Source organism: Bradyrhizobium sp. ARR65 (assembly GCF_000472385.1).
GTDB lineage: Bacteria > Pseudomonadota > Alphaproteobacteria > Rhizobiales > Xanthobacteraceae > Bradyrhizobium.
Window position 1 is genome coordinate 85,663 of sequence record NZ_AWZU01000005.1, and the last position, 25,312, is coordinate 110,974.

A 25,312-nucleotide genomic window follows, 5' to 3' on the forward strand; every position below is an offset into this window, starting at 1 on the left:
GTCATTCCGGGGCGCGTCCCCCGGGTCCGCGGGACGCGCGGCCCGATAACACGCTGCGACGCGAACCTCGAGATTCTCTGATGTGCAATTGCACATCAGCGTTAGATGATCACATCGCCCCGGATTGACGCGCCCAAAGTTCAGGACTTCACCGCACCCGCGGTGAGCCCGCCGACCATGTAGCGGCGGAAGGCGTAATAGATCGCGGCCGGCGGCAGGGCGTAGATGAAGCCGGTGGTCATCAACAATTCCCAAGGCGAGTCGTCGGCGGCGAGGAAATTGCCGAGCGCCACTGGCAGGGTGATGTCACGGTCGTTCGACAACAACAGGAACGCATAGAGATATTCGTTCCAGGCGAGCAGCACCGCATAGGTGCCGATCGCGACCAGCGAGGGCATCATCAGAGGAAGATAGACCAGGCGGAAGATCTGCAGCGTGGTGGCGCCGTCCATCACCGCGGCCTCATCCAGTTCGACCGGCAGCTTGTCGGAAGACTGTTTCAAAACCCAGATCGCATAGGGCGAGGCGATGGTGACCATCGCGAGGATCAGCGACCAATGATTGTTGAGCAGGCCGTAAGTCGCCATCGTGCGGTACATCGGCACGGCCAAGAACGCCGCCGGAATGAAATAGGTGAACAGCGCGAGATTCATCAGCATGCGCCCGCCGGGCACGCGCAGCCGCGAGATCGAGAAGGCGGCGGCCGTGGCGATGAACAGCGTCAGCGCGCCGACCGCGACCGCAATCACCAGGGAATTCCAGAACTGGATGTAGAAGTCGCGGAGGAAATAATGCTGCTCGCGGAATACGATCTCGAAATTGTGCAGCGTCGGATGGTCCGGCCACAGCTTGCCGGAGAACGCGTCCTCCTTCGGCGAGATTGCGAACAGGAACATGTGATAGATCGGCACCATGGTCCAGATGAAGACGGGAATGCCGATCAGCAACAGCCGCGCCTCGGTCGTGACCTCGCGCCAAGTGGGGAGCTTCATCGCGGGGAGCTTCATCGCGACAACCGTTTCATCATGAAATAGACCAGCGGCAACACCAGCGGCATCGCGCAGACGATCGAGGCCATCGCCAGATTGAGCTGGTCGAGGCGGAGATAGCGGATGCCGAGCGTCGACAGCACGTGGGTAAGGTCGGCAGGTCCGCCGCCGGTCAAGAGGTAGACGCTGTTGAAATCTCCGAGCGTCCAGATCATCGAGAGCAGCGTGCAGGTGACATAAAGCGTCTGCATCGATGGCCAGGTGATGTAGCGGAACTTCTGCCACCAGGTCGCGCCGTCGACCGCGGCTGCCTCGAACAGATCGTGCGGGATCGCAAGCCGTCCGGTGATCAGGATCAGCGTCCAGAACGGCAGCGATTTCCAGATGTGAACCCCGATCGCCATCGCGAGCGCGACGGCGGGATCGTTCAGCCAGTTCGGTCCGTCATCGCCGGTGAACTTGAAGATGAGCTGGTTGATCACGCCCCATTCGGGATTGAGCATGAATCGCACCGACAGGATGGTTGGAATCGACGGCACCGCCCAGGGCAGGATGAACAGGACCGAGAGCCATCTGATCCAGCGGCGCTCCTGCACGAAGAAGCCGGACAGGAACAGAGCGATCAGCATTTTGATGTTGATGCCGATCACCAGGAAGATCAGCGTGTTGACCGCGGCGCGCGCGAAGATCGGATCCTGAAACAGTGCGACATAGCTCGCCGGCTGGCGTGCGAGCCAGAGCCCGTAACCGACGGGATACAGCACGAAGGCCAGGAACACCAACAGGTAGGGTGCAAGCAGAACGATGCCCCAGACCTGCGGCGGCGTCAGGCGCGCCGACAGTGGTGCGCCTGCTGTCGCGGAATCGGAAGCTGAAAAGGTGATCGCCATGCCGCAATTCGCCTGTCGTCTCGCCGAATGGAGGCCGGCCGCGCGGCCGGCCTCTTGACCAATTTAGCCCGCGACTTCCTTGATGCGGGCGATCAGTTCGTCGACCGCCTTGTCCACCGGGACCTTCTCGCTCACCACGCGGTTCATTGCCTTCGCCCAGACGTTCTCGTTGTTGAGAATGGTGAACTTGTAGTTCTTGGTGAAGTCGAACGGAGTGGTACCGCCGGTGAACTGCGCATACACCGCCTTGCGATGACGGTCGGCCTGCCAGAACGGGCTCTTCTGGCCGGCGACCGTCACCGGGAACCAGCGTCCCAACGCGCCTTCGACGTAGGGGCCGAGGTTTTCCTCCTGCATCAGGAACTTGATGAACTCCTTGGCCTGCGCCTTGTGCTGTGCGTTGGTGAAAATCAGGCCGGTCTTGACGTCGGAGCGGTACTTGATCGGCGTGCCGTCGGGCTTGTTGGGGAAGGACGCGGTGATGATGTCCTCCTCATAGGCCTTCTTGCCGGCCGCGCGCTGCTCGGGCGTCAGCGCCGGGTTGGTGGAGTCCTCGTACCACTTCGCCGCGATCGAGATCGTGAAATTATGGGTCATCACGATCGTCTTGTTGTGGAAGGCGACGTTGTTGTCCGGATCCTTCCAGGTGGTGGAGGAGGGTGGCGTGCAGCCCTTGACATAGGTGTCGGTGTAGTCCTTCAGCGCATGGATCAGGCCGTCCCTGACTTTGGGATCGTCGACCAGAAGCTTGCCGTCGTCGTCGACCAGCTTGACGTTGTAGGCGTCCATGAAGGTGTAGAACGACTGGAAGGAATCGGTGGATTCGACGCCCATCGGCTGGCCGATGCCATAGATGCGCTGGCCGGTCGCCTTACGCACCGCGGGCTGCACCTTGTTGCACCAGAACGACCAGTAATCCTCCCACTTGGTCGGGATGTCGCTCTGCTTGTAGCCGGCCTTTTCCAGCAGATCCTTCCAGATCTGGACGTGCATGCTCTGCTGTTTCAGCGGGAAGCCATAATAGGCCTTCTTCTTGGTCTGGTTGTTGTAGAGATAGGTGGTCTCCAGCGTGTTGGGCGCGAACTCGGATTTCATCGGCAACAGGATGTCCGAGAGATCCTCGAGCTTGCCCTCGTAGGCCCATTTGCCCTGCGCCTGCACGTCATATGTGTCGGAATAGGCGACATCAGGCACGGTGCCGGAATCGAGCGCGGCCACCGTCTTGGGGATCATGTCCTGGATGGCATATTGCGACAGCTCGACCTTGATGCCGGTCTTCGCCTCGAATTTCTTCACGACATTGATGAGCGCATCGTCTTCGGACTTGTAGAAGCCCTTGCCCCACCAGACCGTGATCGTGTCCTGAGCGCTCGCGGGTGCCGCGGCGAACAGACCCAGTGCCGCAAACACAATCGAAAGCCCTAATTTACCCCTGGATGTCACGTCGTTCTCCCTCTCATCGCCGATTTATTTTAACCGGTTGGATGAAACACTAGCTCAGGGCGGCGGACCGATCTAGCGGCAATCGCGTCAGACCTTGGGTCTATGAGCCCGCGGATGGGTGCGACGTATTGGGGTTTGTGCGTCAGTTCGTCTTGCCGGGGTCGGCAGAGGCGGAAGCATCGGGGGCTGCGGCTTTTTGTCCACCCGTGAAGCGCTCGATCACCGAGCGGACCGCGTCACGGGTCTTGTGGTCCTTGACGGCATCGAGCAGCGGTGCCGCTGCCGGCGCGCGACGGATCAGGCTTTCCGGATCGGGGAAGATCAGCGGATCATCCCACGGTCCCTGCACCACGAAGGGCAGATCGAAGGCGGATGCGCCGCCTGCGCCGGAGGTGAGGCTGGCAACGCCCTTGAGATCATATTCGCGCGCGGGCACCGAGGCCGTGCCGCTCAGCGTGACGCGCGAGCCCGGCCCCTCGATGCGCACATCCTCTGCGGTGGCGGTGCCGTCGCTGAATTTCACCGAGACCGTGAGATTGTCGTAAGGCGTCGTGCCGCTGCGGAAATTGCCGCCGCCTGACAGCGGCCGGCGCTCCAGTCGCTTCAGGAGCTGCTCGACGTTGAATCCCGAGATCGCGCCATCATGACCGGTCAGCGTCGCGGTGCCGTCGAGCGATTGCGCAAGGCCGAACGGACTCGAGCCGGAGGCCGTCAAAGAGACATTGAGATTGCCGTGACCGGACAGCTTGTTGATGCCGAACAATTCGCCGACGCAAGATTGCAGGTCGACGTCGGTGAACTGGAACTGCGCGCGCACATCCGCAACCGTATCGGCGCGAGAGACCGCGAAGGACCCCCTGGCGATGCCGCCATACACCTGCGCCTCGCCGACGCTCAGCGCCAGCGCGCCGCCGCGCAAATTGGCTCCGAAAGCCGTGTGGCCGAGCTTGGACGGGCCCACGGTGACGCGCGCCGCCGACAGGCGCATGTCGAGATCGGTGGCGGAGAGCGCGTTCAGATCGAACAACTGCCGATTCCAGTCGCGCGCGCCGCTGGCGAGCAGGCGGAAGGTGGAAATGTAAGGCGTGAAATCCAGGGCATCGGCGGCAAGCGTCGCCTGCAGCGTCTGCCGTCCGTTGTCGGAATAGGTCATCACGCCCTCGGCGACATTGCCGTCGAGCTCGACGTTGACATTGGTGAGCGCGATCGATCCGCCGACCACATTGGCGCGCGCCTTCAGCGCGAAACGGCCGAAGCCGCCGCCCGCGGGCGGCACCTGTCCGGTCCATTGCAGGGCGTTGCGCAAGGAAGGACTGTCGATGGTGAGCGTGCCCTCCATCATCGCGCTGGTGCGATTGGCTGCCGTGCCGTCGAAGGCAAGTTTCAGCGGCGCGCTCGAGAGCCGCGCCTTCACCCCGGAGCGATCGCCGGACAGCGCCGCGACGAAGTCGCCGATGCCGATCGAGCCGTCGACCCGTTCGCCGCGCCAGTCGAACTGACCGGTTGCGGCAAAGGAACGTGAGATCGATGGCCAGGCCAGCGAGAGATCGATGTCGTCGAGCTTTTCGGAAGCGTGGTTGCCGGCATCCTCGTAGTTGAGCACGCCGTCCTGCACGCGGATTTCCGAGAACGACACCTGATTCTCCGCGCCCGGTTTCATGGCCCGCGCAATGCTCTGGATGAAGGGGGTCCAATTGCTCTCGCCATCGGCGAAGCGGAGCACATGGATATGCGGACGCAGCAGCATCAGATCAGCGATCTCGAACCGCTGCAGCAACAACGGCAGCAGACGCAAATTGGCGGTGAGCACGTCGACCTGCAGCGCCGGACCGCTGCTGCCGCCATCTTTCAGGCCAACGTCGTGGAAGGACACGTAGCTGCCGGGAAAGACCGAGATGTCGATCGGTCCGTTGACCACGAGATCGAGCCCGGTGACGGACCGGATCTGCATCTCCACGGCCTGCCGCAGGGTATCCCGGTTGATCAACCAGGAACTGGCCGTCAGGGCAAGCAAAGCGAGAGCGAGCAACGCCACGATTGGCGTCCCCAGGCGCCTCATTCCTTGGGCCATCGTCAATGCCATGTTCTGATCGGGTAGATCGCGCGGATCGCTGGTTGAACCGGGAGGGCAGGGCGCGCCGAGACCCTGCCAATATCGGCAACTTGATTGGTTTTCTTGACGCTTTCAAGGCCGATGCGCCCGCTGTGGAGGACGCCGGCGGCGGCCCTCTTTGCAGCCTGCTTTGCCCGGATCCGACAGCGCGCCGCTGTGCCGAGCATCGCGTTCCGCCTTCGCCTTAAGCATGAGCACCGGATATGCCGGGCAAGGCCTCCCGTCATTGACGCACTGCGAAGATTTCGCCTAATAATCCTGCCAATGCGGGCCGTTCGTGCCGCTCTTTATCGGGTCTTTATTCAATGAACAAGGTTTACCCCGACGCCAAGTCCGCCCTCGAGGGCCTCCTCAAGGACGGAATGATGATCATGTCCGGCGGCTTCGGCCTCTGCGGCATCGCCGAAACCCTCTCCGATGCCATCCGCGATTCCGGCGTGAAGAACCTTACGGTGGTCTCCAACAATGCGGGTGTCGACGGTATCGGACTGAGCCGGCTCCTGGAGACACGCCAGATCAAGAAGATGATCTCCTCCTATGTCGGCGAGAACAAGCTGTTCGCGCAGCAATATCTCGCGGGCGAATTGGAGCTCGAATTCAACCCGCAAGGCACGTTGGCCGAGCGCATTCGCGCCGGCGGCGCCGGCATTCCGGCTTTCTTCACCAAGACCGGCGTCGGCACCCTGATCGCCGAAGGCAAGGAAGTGCGGGAATTCGACGGCGAGAAGTATCTGATGGAACGCGGCCTGTTTGCCGATCTCGCCATCGTTCACGCCTGGATGGGCGATACCGCAGGCAATCTCGTCTATCGCAAGACCGCGCGGAACTTCAATCCGATGATGGCGACTGCGGCGAAGGTCACCGTTGCAGAAGTCGAGCATCTGGTGCCTGCCGGCCAGATCAATCCGGACCATGTCCACACGCCGGGCATCTTCGTGAAGCGCATCGTCGAAGTCGGCACCGCCAAGAAACGCATCGAATTCCGCAACACTCGGCCACGCCCCGCACAGGCCGCCGCAACGGGAGTAGAAATCTGATGGCCTGGACCCGCGAACAGATGGCCGCGCGTGCGGCGAAGGAATTGCGCGACGGCTATTACGTCAATCTCGGCATCGGCATTCCGACGCTGGTGTCCAACTACATCCCCGAAGGCGTGGACGTCAGCCTGCAGAGCGAGAACGGCATGCTCGGCATGGGGCCGTTCCCCTATGAGGGCGAGGAGGATCCTGACCTCATCAACGCCGGCAAGCAGACGGTCACTGAGCTGCCCTCGACCAGTTATTTCTCGAGCGCGGACTCCTTCGGCATGATCCGCGGCGGTCACATGGACCTCTCGATCCTCGGCGCCATGCAGGTGGCCCAGAACGGCGATCTCGCCAACTGGATGATCCCCGGCAAGATGGTGAAGGGCATGGGCGGCGCCATGGACCTCGTCGCCGGCGTCAAGCGCGTCGTCGTGGTGATGGAGCACTCCGCCAAGGACGGCCCGAAGCTTTTGAAGAAGTGCACCCTGCCGCTCACCGGCGAGCGCGTGGTTGACATGGTCGTGACGGATCTTGCGGTGTTCACTATCGACAAGCACGGCGATGGTGGCATGGCCCTGATCGAACTCGCCGACGGCGTCACCCTCGACGAAGTGAAGGCCAAGACCGAAGCCGAATTCCGCGTCGCGCTGAAGAACGCGTAGGGAAGCGATCGGCCGTGCTGCGGCGGGAGCAGTCGGTGGCGCGCTTGTCGGGGACGACAAGTCGTTATTTTCCGATTCAGTTTTCAAACAGCCAGTAGCTCCCTCATCGCCCGGTTCGACCGGGCGATCCAGTAACCCGCGGCGCGCATTGTCTGGCAACAACGAGCGGCATGAGCTACTGGATGCCCCGCTGGAGCCTGTCATCGGGCGGCGTCTCGTGCCGACCCGGTGGCGGGCCGTGACCACCGTAAGCACGTAAGCCCACGTTCTCGCGGCGCTGTTCGCGTCCGAGTCTTGCATCAGCATTACCCTCTTGAACCAGAGGGCGCAGGGAAGGCCGGGTGACCGCTGCACCCGGGGCCCCCGCGCAGAAAAGGTGCGCGAGGCGCGCGTTGACCACAGGTACAGACGGAGACACTCCGGCCTTCCCTGCGCAGTGGTTTACGGCTTACTTCGCGCTCTCCTCGGTGAACCAGCTTGTTTGCCACCGTCGCCGGCGCGATGCGCAAGCATCATCGCCAACTTGGCGCCTGCATGGGCGCGCCAGGACCACACGACTTGACCGTACGCGAAGGTGCCGCTCGTCTGTCGGCACAATCAGCGTCCACCGCAACCCGCCTCGCGTTTCGTGACGATCGCGATACGCCCCTCCTGCAATCGAAGCGGGATATATCGACAATACGGCAAATCCGAATTTCGGAAAAGAAGAAAATTTCCGCATCAAGGGCTTGACGGGAATTCGCGCAAACGGCTCGTCGGGCAAATCAGTTGGCTCGCCTGCATGCACGGCCAAGCGTCGCGCCGCTACGGCGGCGAGCCGCCAGGCCGATGCCTATGTCCGCTCTACTCACAAAGCGGCCGAGGTCGTGGGGCATGTAATATGTCGCGATGGGCCAATGCCGGACGTGGCGCTCTAATCGCTCAAGCTTTATAGAGGCTGTTCAGATGCTCCTTAACCCCTTGGGGCTAGGTAGTCGGCAAAACAAGCGAGACCGAAGAACGAAGGCGGCTTTGGGACCTGGGTAGATGGGTGAGCGGTCGAGAGCGCCAGAGACCGAACAAGACGCCGCGAAACTCAGCTTAAACGAGCTTAACGGCTGGATCAGTATTGCCGAATTTCGTGCGAGCAAATTGAGGCTGTCGGCGTCACTCAAGAAGTCCGCAACGAAGCGCCTCGTCTGGCTCGAAGGTCAGCGCGAAAAGCTCCACGGCGTGCCAGCACCGAAACGCAATCGCTTTTGATCGACCGGCAGGTAATTTTCATGGGCACGTTCTATACCGACGAGCAGATCCAGGAAGCAATCGGGGCCTTGGAGAGTAACTCTCCCGGCATCTTCGAGAGAATGAAGAAGATGGCGTTGATCACGGATCCTCTCAACGAGGAACAAGAAATAGAACAAGGAGCCATCTTACGCGTACTTACCATTGTCTTGCCTGCGGTCTCATTCGTTGCACAAGCCGAAGACAAAAACGAGGCAAGAGCGCGTCTCAGCATAGATGTGGGCAATGCTGTTCGCGCCGCAATCGCATCCGCTAAGGACGTTTCCTAGTCAGCACCGCTCTTAAAAAAGGTTGATCTCGGGGGCGCAACCAATGTCCGCGTTGGGGTCACAAGCGGCGATCGAGCCAACACAGATCGACTGTCCGGTCTACCTCGATAAGCAGACTACTTTAGAGCCTTGCCGGGCTTCGCATTCGGGCCACATCCCGACTCATGCAGCGCAGCAATACCGGTGGGACGCGCGTTTCATCGTGCGCCCCCGCACAGAACGGCACGGATCAATCACCGCCGCTCGTAAAAACCCATGCAGACGCAGGAACCGCGAGATCAGCGGACGGGCAGCATCAAGTGCTCGTACTGCGTGCCGGGCCACATCACATAGGGCCTCGTTGGGTCTGCCTTCGCGTCGCGTGGATAACCATCCAACATCTTAGCGCCAGAGCCGACGATCATCACGTGCGCGCCGGTTTTGATCCAATTGTTGCCGGGCTCTTCTTTTGTTGCATACGGGTCGGTGTTGCTTGCACCGCCGTCCCCTCGGAGCATGTACATGAACCCTACCTTATTCGCCGGTGGCTCCTTGTGATTCATCCAGGCCGTCGCCCACTCCATCGCATTCTTATCCCCGCACATCGGGTCCGGATTGGCCGGATCGGCGTGACCTGGCATGCACGTCCACTGCCCGGTTCCTTGGCGCAATGTCCGCATCTTGCCGTCGTGATCTATAGCGATGATCGTTGCGTCTTTGACGATGGCCTCAGGCGCGGCCGACAGCGACAGTTTAATCAGCTCTTCGTCGGTCATCTGGTGGCCGGTTGACGCTTGAGCGAAGCCGTAGCTCGGGGCAAGCGCGAACGCAAATAGAGTTGCATAGGCCAGCGACTTCATCGCGAAATCCTCCCATGACTTTTGCTGATGCCAGCCGCGGAGTGGCCGAAGGCTGGCGTCCGCATTGAGGTGCTTGCACACGGTTATTCTAGCCTCCTTTTGGCCACCTGAAACGCGCCATTTGGCCGCTGCAGAGCGATCAGCTCCCCCTGGCCGGGCTTCCGCTCAGGGCCACAACCGGACCAAGTGCGGCGCCGCAAGAGCATCATGTGGGATTAGCTCGTCGGGATCGGCATGCGATAATCAGCATCTTTCCTATCCGTGGATTGTTTCGCCACGCTCGAGCATGGCTACAAATTCCGCAATCTTGCGCGCCCTCGTCTCGGCTTTTTTGACGTTGCCGATTCGGTACAGGATTGCGTAGCGATTTCGACTGTTCAATGTTGCAAAGAATGCGGACGCCTTCGGGTTGTTGTCCAGGGCCTTCTGGAGGTCGATGGGTACTTCGGCCCGACTCGCCGGGGCGTAGGCGCCCTCCCACCGACCATCTGCCTTAGCGGCTTCGATTTGCGCGAAGCCCGCAGGTCTCATGCGGCCCTCCTTGATGAGCGTCAGCGCTCTGTTGCGGTTCAGCGCCGACCACTTGCTCCGCGCTTTCCGTGGCGTGAAGCGAACAAGCCAGTGTTGGTTGTCATACTTTTCCAGCTTTCCGTCGATCCATCCGTAACAGAGCGCAGCGTCAATCGCTTCTGCTTTCGTGAGTTTCGCTCTTGTCGCCGCCTTCTTGGCGAACTTAATCCAAACGCCAGCCGCATCAGCTGGTTGGACCGCGAGCCATCTTTCGAACGACCTTTGATCCGCGAAGCCAAGAACCGGCAAGCCTGATCGCTTTTCCGTCATAAAGAGCCCTGCTTCTCTGTCGACCGGGACCGATACTGCCCGAATCCGTGTTGAGGTCCACACGGGCAATTGTCGTCCCCGCCGCTAAACGGTTCCATGACCGCTTTGGGTCATTTTCGACCGAGGCGACCGCCTTGGCTTACGTCTGATGTCCGCTCCAAAAAAGCAACGGGTTGTTGCGCGTGGGCGGAGCATCAGGTTCGGCCAGGCTGTGGGCTTGTTCACCGCGCGCGGCGATGGCAGAATTGCCTTGTACAGGCAATATCGGACATGGGCCATGCCGCAGATCAGGCTGTGGGTGTACGACGACATTCTGGCGTCCAGCGTCGCGGGCATCGTCGATGTCTTCATGGCCGCCAATTCCGTCTGGAGCGAGCGGAACGGCCGCACCGGCAAGCCGCCCCTGCAATGGCGGATCGAATCCCTTGACGGAAAGCCGGTGCGGACGGCATCCGGCCAATTCGTGAGCGCGGATGGACCGATCAATGCAAGAGCGGTTGCGGATGCGATCGTCGTGCCGGGGCCGTTCGTCGCGGACATCGAGCGGTTTTTCGCACGGACGGATATTCTGACGCCCCTCTGCGCCGCGCTGTGCCGCCAGCACGAGCGCGGCGCGCTGCTTGCGTCCTACTGCACCGGCAGCTTTATCCTGGCCGAGGCCGGCCTGCTCGATGGCGGGGTGGCCACCACGCATTGGGCGAGGGCGAGAATCTTCGCAAAGCGCTATCCGCAAGTCGACCTGCGGGTCGCCGAGATCCTGACCGAGCAGAACAACATTCTCTGCAGCGCCGCGGTCACCACTTCGCTCAATCTCGCCTTGCGCATCGTCGAGAAGTTCGTCGGGCCGCAGGTCGCAGCCGAGACCGGGCGGCTGATGCTGATCGAGGCCAATCCGGCCTCGCAAGCCTCCTATGCTCTGATGGAGAGCGGGCCGCAGCATTCGGATGCGCTGGTGGCTCGGGCGCGGCGCGTCATGGAAAAGTCGCTGCGTGAGGGCTTCGATCTCGGCGAGCTGGCCCGTCATCTCGCAGTGAGCGAGCGCACCCTCAACCGCCGCTTCAAGCTCGCGACCGGGGCGGCGCCGCTGCAGTACCTGCAGAGCCTGCGTGTCGACGTCGCCAAGCGGCTGTTGCAGAAGGGCGGATTGACGGTGGACGCGGTCGGCGAGCGCGTCGGCTATCGCGACCTTTCGACCTTTCGTCGCCTGTTCAGGCGCGAGACTGGACTCTCGCCGCGTGAGTACCAGCGCCGGTTTTCGCACCACGACCGCAGCCGCGCCTCATCAGGCGCAAGCGCGGCCGTCCGCTGACCCCGGGCCGGCGGGCGTTTGTCCGATTTTGCTCGGAAAGTGGCGATACTGCCTCTGTGTCCGGAGAGGAGCGGCGCTTAGATCTCTCGCACCGAAGCAACGAAGAGGTCAGCCATGCCGATGATCGACGTCACCATTCCCGAAGGTGCCCTGAAGCCGGAGGCCGAGGAGCGGCTGCTCAAGGAGCTTGGCGACATCCTGATCGGCCATGAAGGGTTCAGCCCCGACAACAAGGTGGCGCAAAGCGTCACGGTGATATTCCTGCACCGGCCGGCCGCGGTCTTCGTCGCCGGCGCGCGCTCGCCAAGCCCGCGCTATCGTATCGTTCCGACGGTGCCGGAAGGCCAGTATACCGAGGCATCGCGGGCGGCTCTGGTGAAGGACGTCACGCTAGCCGTCGTGCGGGCCGAGGGCGGCACGTACGAAGATGTGGCGCCGCGGGTGTGGGTATTCCCGACGGAAATTCCCGACGGCGAGTGGGGCAGTCGCGGCCTCATCCGGCCGCTGCCGGATATCCAGGCCTTCATTGCCGGCGAGCACGAACGCAAGATCGGAGTCGAACGTCTCGCCAGGCGGCGGCGCGTCAAGGCGCTTCAAATGCTGGAAGGGGCGCTCGACGCCGCCCGTAATGGCTTGGCCGCGGATTAGAGCATGATCTGGAAAAGTGTGAAGCGGTTTCCCGAAAAGATCATGCTCAAACAAGAATCTAAAGCGCGATGGCGATTCGACCTAATCCCATCGCGCTTTAGAAACGATCCGGTGCGAGCGCAATCATGACAGACAATGATCGCTTCAGGCTCGCCGCCATCCAGGAGGCGGCCGTCCCCTTCGATCGCGAGGCATCGACCAGGAAGGCCTGTCGCCTGATTGGCGAGGCGGGGCGATGGGAGCCTCGATTGCGGCGTTCGGTGAAACGTGGCTTCCGGGCTATCCCTTCTTCTGCAATGCCCCGACCATGCCCAGACGTGGTGGGCCATGGCGGAATATCTCGCCAACGCCGTTGAAGTTCCGAGCCCAACGACCGACCAAGCGCGACTTGCCCAACTTGGCGGCAATCCTGTCAGCCAAGGACGGTTCGTCGCGCACCAGGCGGAAACCGAGATTGCTCGGCGGCGTGCCGGCCGCGCAGCCGCCGGCACGGGCGTCGCGGACGAAATCGGTGACATAGGCGCGGTGCGCGCCTTCGGCGATGCGGACGCCGCAATTGGCATTTGTCTTCACCGCGTGGCCTTGCTCGTCAAGCGCGGTCCGGTCGAAGCAGGTCGTAGTCCATTCCCACACATTTCCCGCGAGATCGGAGAGCCCGTTCTCATTGACGCCGAAGGTGCCGAAGGGGCGTGTCGCGGAGTCGGCATCGCGCGCGGTCTCGCGCTCATATCTGGCGATCCAGCGCTTGGCCGGATCGTCGAGGTCGACCGGCACTCCGTCATCGACGAATTTGCTGCCCGCCGCGAAGGCCCATTCCTCGTCCGTCGGCAACCGATAGTGTTCTCCGGTCTTGCGCGACAGCCACGCGGCATAGGCGTTGGCGTCGTGCCAGTTCACTTCGACCGCGGGACGGTCGATCGCAACGATAACGTCTCGGTCGAGCGCAGGACAGGCGCCATCGTCGACGCAAGCCTGATAGTCGGCCGAAGAGACCTGGTGCTTCATGATCGACAGCGGCTTTGGGAAATGCAGGCGCAGCAGCGGCGCTTCCGCCACTTGCCCAGAACGGGTGAAATCACCGGCCGCGCGATAGGATGTCGTGCCGGCGGCCACTTCGACCATTTCGATGACGATCGGCCGGCCGGCGGCGAGATTGTGCCTTGAGCTGTCTGATAGCAGCGGCACCATGGCGAGTGGTCCGGCGAGCCCCGCCGCGCAGGCAAGCGCCAGCTTGAGTTTGAACGCGATCAACATGGCTCGTCCCCAAAGAAAAAGGGGCCGGCTGGTGGCCGGCCCCTTGCGATCAATTCGTATCGGCGGGCGGAATTTCGGCCGGCGCCTTCACCTGGGTCATCAGATCGTCGTTCCACTTGCCTTCGACCTTGAAGTGCGCAGTGGCGCCGAGATCGGCGGCTTCGATCAGATTATGCGTGACATAGGCGTAGATGCCGGGCTGCAGGAACTTGTACAGCGCAGCTCCCGCCGAGCCGCCGCGGATGAACCAGGTCTCAAGGCCCGTTTCCGGCGCGTTTCCGAACTTGCCGGTCTCCCAGACATAATCGCCATGGCCGCCGATCAGGTGCGGACGGCTGTCGCGATTGGCTTGCGAATGCACGATCAGCACGTTGTCGCCGACCTTGGCCGTCAGCGCGTTCTTGCCGGTCAACGCGCCGACCTTGCCGTTGAACACGACATGCGTCGGGATCAGCTTGCGCATCACCTCCTCGGTGTCGTTATAGGCTTCGCCGGGCGAGTCGTAGGACTTGAAGTTGCCCTTCTCGTCGCGCGGGATATAGAGGTCCTGCTCGCCGATATAGTAGATGCGGTCGTAGCGCAGCGGATGGCCGTGACCGTCATTCAGCCCATCGCGCGGCAGCACCATCACTGCGCCGTTCATGCCGGACACGACATGCCAGGGCGTCATCGGACCGCCGGGGGCGCAGTGATAGACGAAGACGCCGGTCCGCGTCGCCTTCCACCGCAGCACGACCTGTTCGCCGGGATTGATCAGCGTCAGTCCGGCGCCGCCGAGCGCGCCGGTGGCGGAGTGGAAGTCGATGTCGTGCGGCATCGAGTTGCTGGCGGGGTTGACCAGCGTCACCTCGACATAGTCGCCTTCATGCACCACCATCAGCGGGCCTGGAATGGAGCCGTTGAAGGTCATCGCCTGCAAGGTGGTGCCCTTGTCGTCGATCACCATCTTCTTCTCTTCGATCACGAGCTTGAACTCCATGATCTTGGGGCCCTGCTTGGTGGCCTGTTCGTGCGGATGCACGAAGGGCGGCGCGACGAGGTCAACCTTCTGGCGCGGCAAATTCGGCTCTAAAGCGATGGCCGGCGTCGCCAGCATCAGGACTGCGGCGGCGGCGCTGAACAAAGCAGCTCTGCGGGTGAACATCGGAATTGTCCTTGCTTGTTCTGACCGCGAGATTCTGCGCCGATCGCCGCAAACCTGTTTGTGCTGCGACAACGTTCTGCTGCTCTGCAGCATCAGGAAAAATACGTAAGAAAAATACTTTAGGAAGGATACTTGGCGCGCCGGACGAGATGATGCTCATCATCTCGTCTGACATTGCATGATAGTTCCGTGAAAGCGGTCAACGCAGCAGGATTGGCAAGACCACGTCAACCATGTCGGAGGCGGAGAGCCTGATTCCGAGTCCGAGCGAGCAGCGGCCGGCCAGCGGCGCCGACATGTTCGAAATCGAGCGTCACCGGCACCTGGCCGCCCTGCCTGAACGCCGCGCTAAGGCTCTCGAACATCAGATGTGTCCCGCCTGGCGCCAGGATCACGCTGTGGCCCAGCATGGCGAACAGCACGTCCAGAACGTAAAAAGCCATGATACCGGCTCCGGCTGATCTTTCTGTTGACTATGCCGGCCCAAAATGGGTTATGCCTGTTTGCGCGAACGCAAATTTGGGCTTGGAAAGTTTGGGTTTGGAAAGCCAACATTTTCCGGCTTGGTTCCGGAAATCTGCTCCGGCTTTGAGCGAGCGCAAGGTTACTTTCTCGTCTTGAGCTATCCGCGGTTTCAGGCAGGCTCAGGCTGCCTGCGGTTCGATTCGAAATGACGGGTTGGAAATGAAGGCAGATCTTGCGGCTTGCTACGGACAGGAGCGATTGCCGAGATACACGAGCTACCCGACGGCTCCCCATTTCTCCGATACAGTCGGGCCAGAAGAGTACGCGCGCTGGCTCGCGGCCATCCCACAACACGCCACCGCCTCGCTCTATCTGCATGTGCCGTTCTGCCGCTCCATGTGCTGGTACTGCGGCTGTCACACCACGGTCGCCCGCCGCGCGGAACCGATCGCCGTTTACGAGGCTGCGCTTCGCTGCGAAGTCGAGTTGATCGCGCGGCGGCTCGACCGCCGCATGAAGGTCAGTCACATCCATTTCGGTGGCGGCACGCCGACCATCATGGCGCCGGAATCCTTCACCGACCTGATCGGGGCCATCAGGCAGTCTTTCTTCGTGCTGTCCTCGGCCGAGATCGCCATCGAGATCGATCCGCGCACGCTCACGGGCGCCGTGATCGATGCGCTCGCGCTCGGCGGCGTCAACCGGGCGAGCCTGGGCGTTCAGAGCTTTGATCCCGTCGTGCAATACGCGATCAACCGCGTGCAGAGCTTTGACGAGACCGCCGCCGCCGCCGACAATCTGCGGCGTGCCGGCATCTCTGCTCTCAACTTCGATCTGATCTACGGCTTGCCGCACCAGACCATCGCCTCCTGCCTGGACACGGTGCGGCGCTGCCTGGAACTGCGTCCGGAGCGTTTCGCCGTGTTCGGCTATGCGCATGTGCCGACATTCAAGAAACATCAGCGCAAGATCCAGGACGACTGGTTGCCCGACAGCGTCGAGCGCTACAATCAGGCTTGCGCGATCGCCAACGCACTGAAGGAAGCGGGCTACATCCAGATCGGGCTGGATCACTTCGCGCTGCCATCCGACGATATGGCGATCGCGCTGCGCGAAGGCAGCCTGCACCGGAACTTCCAGGGATATACCACGGACGACAGCACCGTCCTGCTTGGCTTCGGCGCCAGCGCCATCGGACAATTGCCGCAAGGCTATGTGCAGAACGAGGTCCGGATCAGCGCCTATTCCGACGCGATCGCGTCGGGCAAGCTCGCCACCGCCAAGGGCTACGCCCTCACCGAGGACGACCGGCTGCGGGCCGAGATCATCGAGCGTATCATGTGCGACTTCAGCGTCGATCTCGGCGCCATCTGCGCGCGCCATGGATCAGGTGCGAACGCGATGTTGGACTCCACGCCGCGGCTGAAGGAGCTGGTTTCCGACGGCGTCGTGAAACTCGACGGCACTTCGCTGAAGGTGGCGGAGAACTCACGCTTTCTGGTGCGCAGCGTGGCCGCGGCCTTCGACGCGCATCTCGATCAGTCCAAGCGGCTGCACAGCCGCGCGGTTTAGCGCCGATCAAGTCCCGGCGCCGGACGGGCGCGTCCGATCACGCTCGTCGCAATGACGCCGGAGGTTGGTCGCGCGTCGCCTTCGATTTGCTCAGCTCGGCGACTGCTCACAAGCTTGCGCCCGGACAAACAGGCCGGAGCGCAGTGGCGGTAGCGTTCGCTTCCGAACGGAGGCGATCATGGCTTTCTCGCTCTACGATCTCGTCGAGGACGTGATGCGTGCCTCGCCGCAGACGATCCGGGTGTTCCTGCAGTTCAAGATGGGCTGCGTCGGCTGCCCGATCGCGAGCTTCCACACGGTCCAAGATGCCTGCGGGGAGCACGGCGTCGACCCAGATGCCTTCCTGCGGGCGCTCTGCGGTGCCAGCGTCGCGGCTTAGAGCATGATCCGGAGAAGTGTGAAGCGGTTTTTCCGAAAAGATCATGCTCAAACGAGAATCTAAAGCGCGATGGCGATTCGACCTAATCCCATCGCGCTTCAGGAGCTGCCGTTGTCGCCGGCGGCCTGCTCGGCGAGCAGAAAGATCTTGTGCGGCTCGCGCAGCACGATGCGCTGACGTCCACCCTCGACGAGCCCTGCCTGCTCCCATCCCGACAGGATGCGGCTGACCGTGTGCAGCGTGGTTCCGGTCATCTGCGCAATGTCCTGGCGGCTGATCGGAAAATCGATCTCGACGCCATGCTCGAGCTTGCGCCCGGATTGCTTGGCAAGCCGCAGCAGCGCATGCGCGATGCGTTGCTCGACCTGCTGGGTCGACATTTCAATGACGCGCGTATGCGTCTCCTGCAGCCGATTCCCGACGGTCTGCAGCGTATTGGCGGCGAGCTGCGGAAACCTCGCCACCAGCCTCGGCCAGGCCGCCGAGGGCCAGGCCAGCACGACACTGTCGTCCACGGCGGTCGCGGTCGCCGGATAGTGCTGCAGGCCGATCGCAGGCGCCACGCCAAAGATCTCGCCGGGTCCGACATAACGCACCACGATCTGCTCCCCGGTCGGCGTGGTCTTACTGGCGCGGACATGTCCGTGCAGCAGCAGGAAGAAAGAGGTCGCGTCCGCGCCCTGCTCGAACACCGCGCTGTTCTTCGGGTAGCGGGTGGAACGGGCCTCGCGCAGCACCTCCGCGAGATCCTCGCTTCCCAAGCCGGCAAACAGCGGCAAATGCGCGACCAGCGAACTGTTGACTGTGGCCATGTCCTCGCTCCGCGGGGCGGTGTCGGTGGGATGTAGACCGCGTCGCCGTCCCCCGATCAAGCAGAAGTTTGACCGGGCACAACGATTGCCCCCATCTGTTCTGCATAAATTAGACCGAATGGCCCCACGAGGGGGCGCACTTTGGAGCAAGCTTACATGGCGGTTCCACGCTATCGCGATTATCGGGGCTGGCCCGTGCTGGCGGCCGGCTTTCGCCCGTTCTTCCTGCTTGGCGCGGCCCAGGCCGGCCTCGCGATCCTGATCTGGTTGCCGGTGTTTTATGGCGAATTGCGGCTGACGAGCGCCTTTGCGCCGCGCGACTGGCATGTGCACGAAATGCTCTACGGCTATCTGCCCGCCGTGATCACCGGCTTTCTGTTCACGGCCATCCCGAACTGGACCGGGCGGCTGCCGATCCAGGGCCTGGCGCTCTTGACCCTCGTCCTGGTCTGGATCGCCGGGCGCATCTTCGTGAGCTTCTCCGCCGGGACAAGCTGGTGGCTTGCAATGCTCGTGGATGCGGGCTTCCTGGCTCTGGTGGCTGCGGCCGCGGCGCGGGAAATCGTCGCGGGCAAGAACTGGCGCAACTTGACCGTGGTTGCGCTGGTGTCGGTGCTATTGGCCGGCAACGTCGCGTTTCATCTGGAGGCGCATTTCGCCGGCAGCGCCGATTACGCCATCCGCATCGGGATCGCGGTCGTGGTGCTGCTGATCTCGCTGATCGGCGGGCGCATCATCCCGAGCTTTACGCGCAACTGGCTGGTGCGCGAAAATCCCGGCCGGCTGCCCGCGCCGTTTGGCCGCTTCGACAGGGTCACGCTGGCGCTGAGCGCGCTCGCGCTGCTCGCCTGGATCATCGCTCCGGATCATCCTGTTGCAGGCGTCGTACTGGGCGTGGCCGGCGTGTTGCACTTGCTGCGGCTGGCCCGCTGGGCAGGCGGGCGTACCCTTCGCGAGCGGCTGCTGCTGATCCTCCACGTCGGCTATGCCTTCATCCCGCTCGGCTTCCTGCTCAATGCGGCGGCCGCGTTCGACATCGTTCCGATCAGTGCCGGGATCCACGCCTGGATGGCGGGCGGAGCGGGCGTGATGACGCTTGCGGTGATGACGCGCGCGAGCCTCGGCCATACGGGCCAGGAACTCACGGCCTCCCGCAGCACGCAGGCGATCTATCTCGCCATCATCATCGCGGCGCTTGCGCGCATCTGCGCGGTGCTTCACCCGGCGCAGAGCGACGTGCTGCTGCACATCGCGGGCTTTGCCTGGGCGGCGGCATTCTTCGGTTTTGCCCTTGCTTACGGGCTGCTCCTGCTCGCCAGCCGGCGCCGCGCGGCAGAGCGCAGGGCGCCGGCCTGAGCCTCGTGCTATTGCGCATGATGGCTTTTCGGTAAAACCGGTGCGCTTTGCGCTAACGCCGGGTCGGGATCATCCGCTAGGCCCGCGCCAGCGCGCGGGCGAACACCACTTCGACCAGGGTGCCGGAACGCCCGCCGGTCTTGATGTGGAATTGCGCGCGATTGGCCTCGACCAGCGCTTTGGTCAGCGACAGGCTCACCGGCGAAGTGTCGCTCGCCTTGTCCGATGGTGGCGGCGTGCGGAACGGCTCGAGCGCGGCGGCGACCTCGTTGTCGTTGAGCCCGTTGCCGGTGTCGCGCACGCGCAGGACCACTTCGCCGTAGTCCGATAGCGCGGTGGAGACGATCACCTGGCCGCCGGGATTGGCCAGGTGCATCGAATTGCCGATCAGGTTCATGGTGATCTGCTTGAGCGAGCGCGCGTCCGCCACCACCGGCGGCAACAGATGCGCAAGCGAGGTGCGGATGATGATCCGCTCGCGGTTGGCCTGCGGCTGCATCACCGAGACGCAGCTTTCGACCAGCTCGTTGAGGTTCTGGCTGGTGAAGGCGAGGTCGAGCTTGCCGGTCTCGATGCGCGAGAGCTCGGTGAGATCGTTGATGATGGCGATCACGCGCTCGCCGGAGGCGCGGATGTCCTTCAGGTATTCGAGATAGCGCTCGTTGCCGAGCGGCCCGAAGCGCTCGCCGATCATCACCTCGGCAAAGCCGATGATGGCATTGAGCGGCGTGCGGACCTCGTGGCTGATCCGTGCCAGCATGTCCGCCTTGGCGCTCGCCGCGCGCTCGGCCATTCGCCGCGCCTCGCGCAATTCGCCGTCGCTCTTGCTGTGCGGCTGATCACGGAACACCGCGAAGAAGTTCGGCCCCTCCGGGCGGGTCCGTCCCATTGTCATCGACAGCGGGATGATGCCGCCTCGGCTGACGCGGCCGAGCACGTCGCGGCCGGCATCGAGCACGATGGCGGCGCCGGCATCCGCGATGCTCTGCAGATAGTCCAGCACCTCGCGCTGGCTTTCCGGCGCGAACAGATCGGCGAGATTGCGTTTGATGAGGTCGTCGCCGTCATAGCCGAACAGCGCCTCCGCGCTGCGGTTGCAGGCATGGATATTGCCGGCCGCATCGAACATCAGGATGCCTTCGGCGGTGGTGTCGAGAATGGCAGCCAAATCCTCGGCGCTGGCATGGCCGATTTCGGCCGGCGGGTTTGCGGCAGCGGGTGGGGGCGCCGGCGGTCCAGTATCAGGCTGCATGCTCGGTCCCGGGGTGAACATCAGGGCGAGTGCGGACTCGCCATCCCAGGAAATCGTGAACAGCCGCGCGGTCGTGGCGGCGGTGTGCTCGCCCGTGGGCTGGTTGGCCGCAATCGTGACCGGGGTGCCGGCTTGCGATGTGCTGCTGGGAGCGGACACGACCGGCTCGACATAGAGCGCATCAAGCCCGCCGGCCTGTTCGAGCTCATGCAGACTGGCATAGCCCATCCGCTCGAGGAACGCCGGGTTGGCGTAGAGCAGGCGGTCCAGCCGGTAGATCAAGACACCGGTTGGCAGGAGATCGAGCAGCGTGCGGTCGCGTCCAGTCTCGCCCTGCGCCGGCGGCTCGGGCGTGCTCAGCCATTCCGCCTGGGGCGGTGCCGGTAATTCGTGCACCGGTTCGGGCGCCTCCGCCACGACGTTCGCCACCCCGCTGCTTGTGATCTCGCCGCCATGCGGCTCCGGCTCGGCGGCCGTGTCACGCTCCAGACGCGCCGACAATTGCCGGGCCAACTCGTTGAACGCGCTGTTCTCGACCGGAGAGAGCGCCGGCGACTTCGGCTCGCCTCCCAAGGGGCGGAACGGCACGACGTTTGGCGGGGTTTCCACAGGCTCATCCAAATCGGTTGGTGGTGAAGTCTTGTCGGTGGCGGCCGTCGCGGATTCGATCGATGATTCGGACATCACATCGCTTTCGGCGGGCGGAACTGCGGCGCTGGCGTGCTCTGAATTGGTCGGTACGATGTCGGCCGAAAGCGGCTTGGCGGTTTGCGCGGGATGCTCGCGTTCGTAGCGGCGAAACGCCGCCAGCCGCGCGAGCGCATCGAGATCGCGGCACACGCCAAAGCCGCGGAAGCCGGCAAAATCCCTGTTGCGATTGAACGTGGCAAGACCTGCGAGCTCGACCGGCAGGCTGCCGCCGCCCTCGACCGGCCAGCTCAAGGTGATGCCGCTCCAGGTGTCGCGGGTCGCAAATGCCGCCATGACCCGGTCGTCCGGATCGAGGCCCAGCGTGCGTGCGATCTCCGGCCAGCTCTGGCCGAGGACGGCCGCAGTCGGGGCACCCGCGAGCTCGAGAAATTCCTCCGAGGTGATCGTGAAGTGGGCAGCGGCATCCGTCTGCCAGACGAAGCGCAGCGGATGCGCGCGGGGCTCCGGCGCGGGGTGATCGAGCCATGCGGCCGCCGCCTCGGGCTCATTCGGCGCAGCCGCGGCTTGGCCTGGCACGGGCGCATCGCTTTCGTTCGCCGGCTCGTCGGCAACGGCTGCGACGTAAGGCGAAGGCTCGGGATCCGTTCCCGCGGGCTCCGTCGCCGGCTTTGGCGCGGGAGCGGTCTCCGCGGCTTGGGTTTCTGCGGCGGCCTCGATCAAGGCAAATTCTGCGGGCGCTTCGCCGGATAGGGCCGGCTGTTCATAGGGCGGTGTCTGCATTGGCGGCTCGACCGGTTCGCTTGGCTCGGCTGGCGCGGCTACACGTGGCGGCATCATCAACGCCACAAGGGCGGCATCGGTGCCGAAGCCGACTCGCTGCAGCACAATATGGCCGATCGCGGTCACTGTCTCAAAGCGGCCCGTGGCGAGTGCGGCGCTGCCGGCCTGCTCGAGCCCGGCCTCGGCAAGATTGCGGAAAATGCTCAGCGCATGCGCCGCCTCGCTCGCCGCAACCAGCATGCCGTCGCGCGCGAACACGGCGATCGGCATGTCGATACCCCCGATCAGACGCTGTAGCCGATCGAGCAGCGGCATTGTGCGCTGCTGCGACTCGACGGGCGCGATCAGCACGCCATGGCTGCCATCGGAGAAATCGATCCGCATACAGGCGCAAGTGACGAGCAGGCCCGGGCGCGCGCCAAAACCGCGCAACCGCTGCAGCCGCGTCGCGCCGCTCGGCGGCAGCTTGCCCACGAGTTGGACGACCTGGCGGCGGTGCAAATTCGCCGGTCCAAATGGCTTCTTTGCAAGTTCAACCCCGTTGGCTGCTCCGAACAGTTGTGCGCCGACGGGATTGGCCCAGAGAACCCGCGTGCCGTCCGTCGACCAGAGCCAGGCCGGCAGCGGGCTGGTCGCATGCACAGCGAGCCGGGGATCGCTGAGGCCCTGCAACTGGAATTCCGTATTGTTCATCGTGACGACTGGACCGGCTGATCTGCGGCTATGGCCTTGGTGGGAGCAATGGTGAATCGGCCGCGAGCGTGACAGCCTTAACGCAAGGTTAGTATCGCCCGGCGGGAATGTCAGGTCCACGGCCGGTCGCCTCTGCCCCCTGCGCCAAGCGGCGATAACCTTAATTCATCGGTCTCGTCGAACCCCGGCTGCGCCTCTGGCGTTGAGCCTGTTGCAGAACACAATCAAAAGTCCGCGCGAGAAGGCGGGCGGGCCGTGTTCTTGCGTCACATCGCGGAAGTGTTTCGCCGATACTGGATTGCCGCCGGGGCAATGGGCGGAAAATACAAGTTCTTAGAGCGCAAAGGAGAGGGTTCATGGACGAACAGGTACGCGAGCGATTCGAAATCCCCAAGGAAATGCGAGCCATGGCCGAAGCCAGCGTCGAGCAGGCGCGTAAGACCTTTGAGAGATTTCTGGAAAGCGCGCAGGCGACCGCGGGTTCCCTGGAAGAGCGGGGCGCCACGGTGCGCGCCGGGGCCAAGGACATCGGCGCCAAGGCCATCGCCTATGCGGAAAAGAATATGCAGGCCTCGCTCGACTACGCGCAGTCGCTCCTGCACGCCAAGGATCTCGCCGAGGTGATGCGGCTGCACAGCGAATATGTTCAGGCTCAGATGCGGGCGCTGACCGAGCAGGCGAGCGAGATGGGCCAGACCGTCAGCCGCGCCGCGATGAATGCCGCTAAACCTAAAGTCTGAGGCCCGCGATATCTCGCGCGGTTCCCACGTCAATAAAAAAAACGAGTGTTTTCAAAGACCCGGCGCATCACCGCCGGGTCTTAAAATTTGGCGCCGCACCTTAAATTGCATTGCGATGCACAAAATTGACATTATATGGCTGTTCATTGTGCAAGCCCGTTGAGGGATCTCCACCGCGTGATCCAATTCGACGTACCCGGCCTCTTGGCCGCCGGGCGCGCTTAAGAGGGTCACTCGCTTCATCTCCGCCGCGAAGGAAGCATGACATGACCAACGCCACCGATCCGTTTTCCGCCTCAGTCATTCCGTTTGAAGTTCCCGAGCAGGTACGTGCGTTCGCCGAAAAGGGCGTCTCGCAGGCCCGCGACAATTACGCCAAGTTCAAGGATGCAGCCGAGACCCACAACAGCACGATCGAGGCTGTATTCACCAGCGCCAGCAAGGGCATGAGCGCCTACACCGCCAAGCTCATGGAGTTCGTGAAGGCCAATACCACCGCCAACCTGGACTTCGCTCAGGATCTGCTCGCCATCAAGTCGCCCTCGGAGGCGATGGAGCTCTGGACCTCCCACGCCCGCAAGGCGTTCGAGACCCTGTCGGCCCAAACCAAGGAGCTCGTCGAGCTGACGCAGAAGGTTGCGGCAGAAACCGCTGAGCCCATCAAGCAGAACGCCGCGAAATATTATAAGCCCGCCGCCTGATTCCCGGGCGGGCTGCTGGCCTCGGACTTGAATTGTTTAGGGTGTGCGTAATCCGAGACCGGCGATGGCTTTTGATTTGGAGAAAAACCCGGGCAAGCCGCCCGGGTTTTGCTTTCGATGCGGCAAGTGCCGGCAGGTCGAATCTGCCCTCGTTACGGCCTTGCCAAAATAAGCCGTTGCACCTAGTTTCCGCCCCGTCCGGCCCCCGGGGGCCAGGGCAAGGATGCAGTTGTAGCTCAGTTGGTTAGAGCGCCTGACTGTGGATCAGGAGGTCGGTGGTTCGAATCCACCCAACTGTACCAATTTCTCCCGCTTCAGCCATCCTGACACGCCCGGCTTTGAGCCGTTCCTATTCTCCGCCGCACGCGGCAGAATATGCAAATGTCCGCCATCATCGTGACGGCATGCCCCTGAGAGTGAAAGCGGACAGGGCGTTCCGCCAACTGTGGCGGCATCCGGGCAAAGGCTCATGGGCGCCTTGTCGGCCGCATGTGTTGCGTGATTGCTCGAGCCGACCTGCTCTGCTTGAGGGCATTTCATTTCACGCCGCCTCGCTTGCAGTGTTTATGGCAGGAATGGCGCGTCCGATCGTTTCGCGCTTGATGCATCGACGCGCAAGCGTGCAAGCCATGCCGAGTGTGAGCGGCGCGAGTTCCGTCGGTTGTTGTAGCAAAGTCACGAACGTTGAAGTTCGCGCGAGGAACCTGCGGGCGCGCTTGCGAAGCATTCGGGCTTCACCCACAATTTCCGCTGCGCGCTCTCAGGGGAAATTCCATGTCCGTTATTTCGCACCCGAGGCTTCAACTCGCCATGCTGCTTGCCGCCGGGCTTGCGGCTTCGATGGCACCGACGAGCGGCTACGCTTACTCGCCGGAGCAGCAGCAGGCCTGCACCCCTGACGCGTTTCGTTTGTGCAGCTCCGAAATTCCCGATGTCGAGCGCATCACGGCCTGCATGATCCGCAACAGGTCGCAGCTTTCACCGGAATGCCGGGTGTTCTTCAGGCACGGTCGCGAAGCCGGCGAAGCCGATCCTCCCAGCAGGCCAAGGTTACACAGGATCAAGAGGTCAAGGGCCGACGCGACCTAAGCCCGCCCAGCGCGATCGATGATCGATCCTGCGCGGGCGCGAGATAGCTCCCGGCACCGTGCTGCCCCTTGTCACGCCACTTCTCGCAAGAGCGCGGACTCGTTTTGTTCGAAAGA

The 25,312-nt window shown here is 63.0% G+C and carries 24 protein-coding genes and 1 tRNA gene; 13 read left to right on the forward strand and 12 right to left on the reverse strand.

Annotated features, from left to right (window positions below; translation table 11 throughout):
• Positions 1-140: 140 nt before the first annotated feature.
• From F758_RS0108210 to F758_RS0108225, 4 genes are all read right to left on the reverse strand, one after another.
• A complete protein-coding gene (locus F758_RS0108210; RefSeq protein WP_024507415.1) occupies positions 141-992 on the reverse strand; it encodes a carbohydrate ABC transporter permease in 852 nt (283 codons plus the stop codon).
• Between the two features lie 11 nt (positions 993-1,003).
• Complete coding sequence (locus tag F758_RS0108215) at positions 1,004-1,879, reverse strand: carbohydrate ABC transporter permease (RefSeq protein WP_024507416.1); 876 nt, start codon at positions 1,877-1,879, stop codon at positions 1,004-1,006.
• Positions 1,880-1,942: 63 nt separating this feature from the next.
• Positions 1,943-3,322 carry an ABC transporter substrate-binding protein gene (locus F758_RS0108220; RefSeq protein ID WP_024507417.1) on the reverse strand — a complete coding sequence of 460 codons (1,380 nt, stop codon included), beginning with the start codon at positions 3,320-3,322 and terminating at the stop codon, positions 1,943-1,945.
• Between the two features lie 142 nt (positions 3,323-3,464).
• The gene (locus F758_RS0108225) at positions 3,465-5,393 is read right to left on the reverse strand and encodes an AsmA family protein (RefSeq protein ID WP_024507418.1); all 1,929 of its coding nucleotides are present in this window, start codon (positions 5,391-5,393) and stop codon (positions 3,465-3,467) included.
• Positions 5,394-5,740: 347 nt separating this feature from the next.
• Between F758_RS0108225 and F758_RS0108235 the strand changes: the two genes are divergently transcribed.
• The 4 genes from F758_RS0108235 to F758_RS0108250 all read left to right on the forward strand — a co-directional run bounded on the left by F758_RS0108235 (position 5,741) and on the right by F758_RS0108250 (position 8,672).
• A complete protein-coding gene (locus F758_RS0108235; protein WP_024507420.1) occupies positions 5,741-6,472 on the forward strand; it encodes a CoA transferase subunit A in 732 nt (243 codons plus the stop codon).
• Positions 6,472-7,122, forward strand: coding sequence for a CoA transferase subunit B (locus F758_RS0108240; protein ID WP_024507421.1), 651 nt, complete (start codon positions 6,472-6,474; stop codon positions 7,120-7,122). Before F758_RS0108235 ends, F758_RS0108240 begins: the two co-directional genes overlap by 1 nt.
• 1,026 nt (positions 7,123-8,148) lie before the next feature.
• Positions 8,149-8,364 carry a hypothetical protein gene (locus F758_RS0108245; protein ID WP_024507422.1) on the forward strand — a complete coding sequence of 72 codons (216 nt, stop codon included), beginning with the start codon at positions 8,149-8,151 and terminating at the stop codon, positions 8,362-8,364.
• A 20-nt stretch (positions 8,365-8,384) separates the two neighbouring features.
• The gene (locus tag F758_RS0108250) at positions 8,385-8,672 is read left to right on the forward strand and encodes a hypothetical protein (protein ID WP_024507423.1); all 288 of its coding nucleotides are present in this window, start codon (positions 8,385-8,387) and stop codon (positions 8,670-8,672) included.
• 278 nt (positions 8,673-8,950) lie between these two features.
• Here the strand turns inward: F758_RS0108250 and F758_RS0108255 are convergent, their stop codons facing one another.
• Both F758_RS0108255 and F758_RS0108260 read right to left on the reverse strand, forming a co-directional pair.
• The gene (locus F758_RS0108255) at positions 8,951-9,511 is read right to left on the reverse strand and encodes a hypothetical protein (RefSeq protein ID WP_035721386.1); all 561 of its coding nucleotides are present in this window, start codon (positions 9,509-9,511) and stop codon (positions 8,951-8,953) included.
• A gap of 255 nt (positions 9,512-9,766) precedes the next feature.
• Positions 9,767-10,351 (reverse strand): YdeI/OmpD-associated family protein, encoded by a 585-nt coding sequence (locus F758_RS0108260; protein WP_024507425.1) that lies wholly within the window; start codon positions 10,349-10,351, stop codon positions 9,767-9,769.
• Positions 10,352-10,628: 277 nt separating this feature from the next.
• On the opposite strand from F758_RS0108260, the gene F758_RS0108265 reads away from it, so the two are divergent.
• Both F758_RS0108265 and F758_RS0108270 read left to right on the forward strand, forming a co-directional pair.
• The gene (locus F758_RS0108265) at positions 10,629-11,660 is read left to right on the forward strand and encodes a GlxA family transcriptional regulator (RefSeq protein ID WP_024507426.1); all 1,032 of its coding nucleotides are present in this window, start codon (positions 10,629-10,631) and stop codon (positions 11,658-11,660) included.
• A gap of 114 nt (positions 11,661-11,774) precedes the next feature.
• Positions 11,775-12,308: a hypothetical protein gene (locus F758_RS0108270; protein ID WP_024507427.1), complete on the forward strand. Its 534-nt coding sequence runs from the start codon at positions 11,775-11,777 to the stop codon at positions 12,306-12,308.
• 279 nt (positions 12,309-12,587) lie between these two features.
• Here the strand turns inward: F758_RS0108270 and F758_RS0108275 are convergent, their stop codons facing one another.
• Genes F758_RS0108275 through F758_RS43470 form a run of 4 tightly spaced genes read right to left on the reverse strand, consistent with a single transcriptional unit; the run spans position 12,588 to position 15,149 of the window.
• On the reverse strand, positions 12,588-13,562 hold the full coding sequence (locus tag F758_RS0108275) for an SUMF1/EgtB/PvdO family nonheme iron enzyme (protein WP_024507428.1): 975 nt from the start codon (positions 13,560-13,562) through the stop codon (positions 12,588-12,590).
• Between the two features lie 49 nt (positions 13,563-13,611).
• Complete coding sequence (gene nirK / locus F758_RS0108280) at positions 13,612-14,706, reverse strand: copper-containing nitrite reductase (protein WP_024507429.1); 1,095 nt, start codon at positions 14,704-14,706, stop codon at positions 13,612-13,614.
• Positions 14,603-14,881, reverse strand: a complete 279-nt coding sequence (locus tag F758_RS50745; RefSeq protein ID WP_198026434.1) for a hypothetical protein — start codon at positions 14,879-14,881, stop codon at positions 14,603-14,605. Before F758_RS50745 ends, nirK begins: the two co-directional genes overlap by 104 nt.
• 52 nt (positions 14,882-14,933) lie before the next feature.
• Positions 14,934-15,149: a copper chaperone PCu(A)C domain-containing protein gene (locus F758_RS43470; protein WP_035721325.1), complete on the reverse strand. Its 216-nt coding sequence runs from the start codon at positions 15,147-15,149 to the stop codon at positions 14,934-14,936.
• A gap of 241 nt (positions 15,150-15,390) precedes the next feature.
• Here F758_RS43470 and hemN point away from each other — a divergent pair, with 241 nt between their 5' ends.
• On the forward strand, positions 15,391-16,743 hold the full coding sequence (gene hemN, locus F758_RS0108295; RefSeq protein WP_024507432.1) for an oxygen-independent coproporphyrinogen III oxidase: 1,353 nt from the start codon (positions 15,391-15,393) through the stop codon (positions 16,741-16,743).
• A 178-nt stretch (positions 16,744-16,921) separates the two neighbouring features.
• Positions 16,922-17,122, forward strand: coding sequence for a DUF1858 domain-containing protein (locus F758_RS0108300; protein WP_024507433.1), 201 nt, complete (start codon positions 16,922-16,924; stop codon positions 17,120-17,122).
• Positions 17,123-17,220: 98 nt separating this feature from the next.
• On the opposite strand, the gene F758_RS0108305 is transcribed toward F758_RS0108300, so the two are convergent.
• Positions 17,221-17,934, reverse strand: coding sequence for a Crp/Fnr family transcriptional regulator (locus tag F758_RS0108305; protein ID WP_024507434.1), 714 nt, complete (start codon positions 17,932-17,934; stop codon positions 17,221-17,223).
• A 156-nt stretch (positions 17,935-18,090) separates the two neighbouring features.
• Between F758_RS0108305 and F758_RS0108310 the strand changes: the two genes are divergently transcribed.
• A complete protein-coding gene (locus tag F758_RS0108310) occupies positions 18,091-19,290 on the forward strand; it encodes an NnrS family protein (RefSeq protein WP_024507435.1) in 1,200 nt (399 codons plus the stop codon).
• 76 nt (positions 19,291-19,366) lie between these two features.
• Here the strand turns inward: F758_RS0108310 and F758_RS0108315 are convergent, their stop codons facing one another.
• Positions 19,367-22,666 (reverse strand): PAS domain-containing protein, encoded by a 3,300-nt coding sequence (locus tag F758_RS0108315; protein ID WP_024507436.1) that lies wholly within the window; start codon positions 22,664-22,666, stop codon positions 19,367-19,369.
• Between the two features lie 356 nt (positions 22,667-23,022).
• Between F758_RS0108315 and F758_RS0108320 the strand changes: the two genes are divergently transcribed.
• The 4 genes from F758_RS0108320 to F758_RS43475 all read left to right on the forward strand — a co-directional run bounded on the left by F758_RS0108320 (position 23,023) and on the right by F758_RS43475 (position 25,196).
• The gene (locus tag F758_RS0108320; protein WP_024507437.1) at positions 23,023-23,406 is read left to right on the forward strand and encodes a phasin; all 384 of its coding nucleotides are present in this window, start codon (positions 23,023-23,025) and stop codon (positions 23,404-23,406) included.
• A gap of 266 nt (positions 23,407-23,672) precedes the next feature.
• Complete coding sequence (locus tag F758_RS0108325; RefSeq protein WP_024507438.1) at positions 23,673-24,107, forward strand: phasin; 435 nt, start codon at positions 23,673-23,675, stop codon at positions 24,105-24,107.
• A gap of 225 nt (positions 24,108-24,332) precedes the next feature.
• Positions 24,333-24,409, forward strand: a tRNA-His gene (locus F758_RS0108330).
• Between the two features lie 472 nt (positions 24,410-24,881).
• On the forward strand, positions 24,882-25,196 hold the full coding sequence (locus F758_RS43475; RefSeq protein ID WP_157449907.1) for a hypothetical protein: 315 nt from the start codon (positions 24,882-24,884) through the stop codon (positions 25,194-25,196).
• Positions 25,197-25,312: the final 116 nt, after the last annotated feature.

Excerpts from the sequence above, each read along its gene's own strand:
- F758_RS0108210 (WP_024507415.1), bottom strand. The coding sequence starts at position 992 with ATGAAGCTCCCCACTTGGCGCGAGGTCACGACCGAGGCGCGGCTGTTG.
- F758_RS0108215 (WP_024507416.1), bottom strand. The coding sequence starts at position 1,879 with ATGGCGATCACCTTTTCAGCTTCCGATTCCGCGACAGCAGGCGCACCA.
- F758_RS0108225 (WP_024507418.1), bottom strand. The coding sequence starts at position 5,393 with ATGGCCCAAGGAATGAGGCGCCTGGGGACGCCAATCGTGGCGTTGCTC.
- F758_RS0108235 (WP_024507420.1), top strand. The coding sequence starts at position 5,741 with ATGAACAAGGTTTACCCCGACGCCAAGTCCGCCCTCGAGGGCCTCCTC.
- F758_RS0108240 (WP_024507421.1), top strand. The coding sequence starts at position 6,472 with ATGGCCTGGACCCGCGAACAGATGGCCGCGCGTGCGGCGAAGGAATTG.
- F758_RS0108245 (WP_024507422.1), top strand. The coding sequence starts at position 8,149 with ATGGGTGAGCGGTCGAGAGCGCCAGAGACCGAACAAGACGCCGCGAAA.
- F758_RS0108250 (WP_024507423.1), top strand. The coding sequence starts at position 8,385 with ATGGGCACGTTCTATACCGACGAGCAGATCCAGGAAGCAATCGGGGCC.
- F758_RS0108255 (WP_035721386.1), bottom strand. The coding sequence starts at position 9,511 with ATGAAGTCGCTGGCCTATGCAACTCTATTTGCGTTCGCGCTTGCCCCG.
- F758_RS0108260 (WP_024507425.1), bottom strand. The coding sequence starts at position 10,351 with ATGACGGAAAAGCGATCAGGCTTGCCGGTTCTTGGCTTCGCGGATCAA.
- F758_RS0108265 (WP_024507426.1), top strand. The coding sequence starts at position 10,629 with ATGCCGCAGATCAGGCTGTGGGTGTACGACGACATTCTGGCGTCCAGC.
- F758_RS0108270 (WP_024507427.1), top strand. The coding sequence starts at position 11,775 with ATGCCGATGATCGACGTCACCATTCCCGAAGGTGCCCTGAAGCCGGAG.
- F758_RS0108275 (WP_024507428.1), bottom strand. The coding sequence starts at position 13,562 with ATGTTGATCGCGTTCAAACTCAAGCTGGCGCTTGCCTGCGCGGCGGGG.
- nirK (WP_024507429.1), bottom strand. The coding sequence starts at position 14,706 with ATGTTCACCCGCAGAGCTGCTTTGTTCAGCGCCGCCGCCGCAGTCCTG.
- F758_RS50745 (WP_198026434.1), bottom strand. The coding sequence starts at position 14,881 with ATGTCAGACGAGATGATGAGCATCATCTCGTCCGGCGCGCCAAGTATC.
- F758_RS43470 (WP_035721325.1), bottom strand. The coding sequence starts at position 15,149 with ATGGCTTTTTACGTTCTGGACGTGCTGTTCGCCATGCTGGGCCACAGC.
- hemN (WP_024507432.1), top strand. The coding sequence starts at position 15,391 with ATGAAGGCAGATCTTGCGGCTTGCTACGGACAGGAGCGATTGCCGAGA.
- F758_RS0108300 (WP_024507433.1), top strand. The coding sequence starts at position 16,922 with ATGGCTTTCTCGCTCTACGATCTCGTCGAGGACGTGATGCGTGCCTCG.
- F758_RS0108305 (WP_024507434.1), bottom strand. The coding sequence starts at position 17,934 with ATGGCCACAGTCAACAGTTCGCTGGTCGCGCATTTGCCGCTGTTTGCC.
- F758_RS0108310 (WP_024507435.1), top strand. The coding sequence starts at position 18,091 with ATGGCGGTTCCACGCTATCGCGATTATCGGGGCTGGCCCGTGCTGGCG.
- F758_RS0108315 (WP_024507436.1), bottom strand. The coding sequence starts at position 22,666 with ATGAACAATACGGAATTCCAGTTGCAGGGCCTCAGCGATCCCCGGCTC.
- F758_RS0108320 (WP_024507437.1), top strand. The coding sequence starts at position 23,023 with ATGGACGAACAGGTACGCGAGCGATTCGAAATCCCCAAGGAAATGCGA.
- F758_RS0108325 (WP_024507438.1), top strand. The coding sequence starts at position 23,673 with ATGACCAACGCCACCGATCCGTTTTCCGCCTCAGTCATTCCGTTTGAA.
- F758_RS43475 (WP_157449907.1), top strand. The coding sequence starts at position 24,882 with ATGTCCGTTATTTCGCACCCGAGGCTTCAACTCGCCATGCTGCTTGCC.